This is a genomic window from Variovorax sp. P4_D9 (assembly GCF_056401695.1).
On the sequence record NZ_JBFUIU010001173.1, the window covers coordinates 1 to 2166 of the forward strand.

Here is a 2166-nt window from a genome sequence, read left to right on the forward strand (position 1 = left end):
CAGCACCAGCGTGCTGTCGGGCTCCTCGGCGTCGAGCTGCGGCGTCAGGGTGCCGCGCACGTCGGCCAGCGTGGCGAAGGCGGTGATGATCAGGCTCACGGGCGACGTCACCTTCTTCGCCTCGCCGTGGTCCTGCCACTGGGTGCGCATCGACAGCGAATCCTTGCCCACCGGGATCGAGATGCCGAGCGCCGGACAGAGTGCGAGGCCGACGGCCTTGACGGTCTCGTACAGCGCCGCGTCCTCGCCGGGCTCGCCGCAGGCGGCCATCCAGTTGGCCGACAGCTTGACCCGCGAGAGTTCGATCGGCGCCGCCAGCAGGTTGGTGATGGCTTCGGCCACCGCCATCCGGCCCGAGGCCGGGGCATCGAGCGCGGCCAGCGGCGTGCGCTCGCCCATGCTCATCGCCTCGCCGGCGAAGCCGCGGTAGTCGGCCAGCGTGACGGCGCAATCGGCCACCGGCACCTGCCACGGGCCGACCATCTGGTCGCGGTGGCTCAAGGCCCCGACGCTGCGGTCGCCGATGGTGATCAGGAAGCGTTTCGAGGCCACGGTCGGGTGCGACAGCACGTCGATCGCGGCCTTCTGCAGGTCGACGCCCGTGAGGTCCAGCGGCTTGAAGCTGCGCGCCACGGTCTTGACGTCGCGCAGCATCTTGGGCGGCTTTCCGAGCAGCACGTCCATCGGCATGTCGACCGGCTGCGCCTCGGCGCCCTCATCGGCCACCAGCAACTGGCGCGCTTCGGTCGCCACGCCGACGACCGAGAACGGGCAGCGCTCGCGCTCGCAGAAGGCCCGGAACTGCGCGAGCGACTCCGGCGCGATCGCCAGCACATAGCGCTCTTGGCTCTCGTTGCACCAGATTTCCTTCGGCGCCATGCCCGACTCCTCGAGCGGCACCGCCCGCAGGTCGAAGCGCGCACCGCGGCCGGCGTCGTTGGTCAGTTCGGGGAAGGCGTTGCTCAAGCCACCGGCGCCGACGTCGTGGATCGCGAGGATCGGATTGGCGTCGCCCTGCTGCCAGCAATGGTTGATGACTTCCTGCGCCCGGCGCTCGATCTCCGGGTTGCCGCKCTGGACCGAGTCGAAGTCGAGTTCGGCCGCGTTGGCGCCGGTCGCCATCGAGCTCGCGGCGCTGCCGCCCATGCCGATTCGCATGCCCGGCCCGCCGAGTTGGATCAGCAGCGCGCCGGCCGGAAAGCGGATCTTCTGGGTCTGCCCGGCATCGATGCTGCCGAGGCCGCCGGCGATCATGATCGGCTTGTGGTAGCCGCGCTGCACCGTGCCCTGGTCGCTTTCGATCTCCTGTTCGTATTCGCGGAAGTAGCCCAGCAGGTTGGGCCGGCCGAACTCGTTGTTGAAGGYGGCGCCGCCCAGCGGACCCTCGGTCATTATCTGCAGCGGGCTCGCGATATGCCCGGGCTTGCCATAGCTGCCGTCGGCCGGCCACAGCTTCGACACAGTGAAGCCGGTCAGGCCGGCCTTCGGCTTGGAGCCCCGGCCGGTCGCGCCCTCGTCGCGAATCTCGCCGCCGGCGCCGGTGGAGGCGCCCGGGAACGGGGATATCGCGGTCGGATGGTTGTGGGTCTCGACCTTCATGAGCACGTGGCTCAGCGCCTCTTGCTTGCGGTAGCTGCCCGATTCGGAAGCGGCCACGAAACGCTCGATCCGCGTGCCTTCCATGACCGAGGCGTTGTCGGCATAGGCCACCACCGTGTGCTGCGGATGCAGGCGCTCGGTGTTGCGGATCATCGAGAACAGGCTCTGCGGCTGCGCCGCGCCGTCGATCACGAAGTCGGCGTTGAAGATCTTGTGGCGGCAGTGCTCGCTGTTGGCCTGCGCGAACATCATGAGTTCGACATCGCTCGGATTGCGCCCGAGCCGGGTGAAGGCCTCGACCAGGTAGTCGATCTCGTCCTCGGCCAGCGCCAAGCCGAAGCGCTTGTTGGCATCCACCAGTGCGGTGCGCCCGCCGCCCAGCACGTCGACCTGCGCCATCGGCTGCGGCGGCAGTTCAGCGAACAGCTCGGCCGCCTGGTCGATTCGGGCTAGCACCGATTCGGTCATGCGGTCGTGCAGCAGGTCGGCCACCGCGGACAGCTTGTCGCCTTCCAGCACCGGCGCCTTGCCCAGCAGCGGCGCCTTGAGCACGAGGTGGTATTCGGT

1 protein-coding gene is annotated in these 2166 nt (G+C 69.1%); it reads right to left on the minus strand.

Annotated elements, in window-relative coordinates:
- Window positions 1-2166 (minus strand): phosphoribosylformylglycinamidine synthase (gene purL, locus AC1DY5_RS52540; protein WP_478122168.1); only part of this gene is annotated, 2166 nt, incomplete at both ends.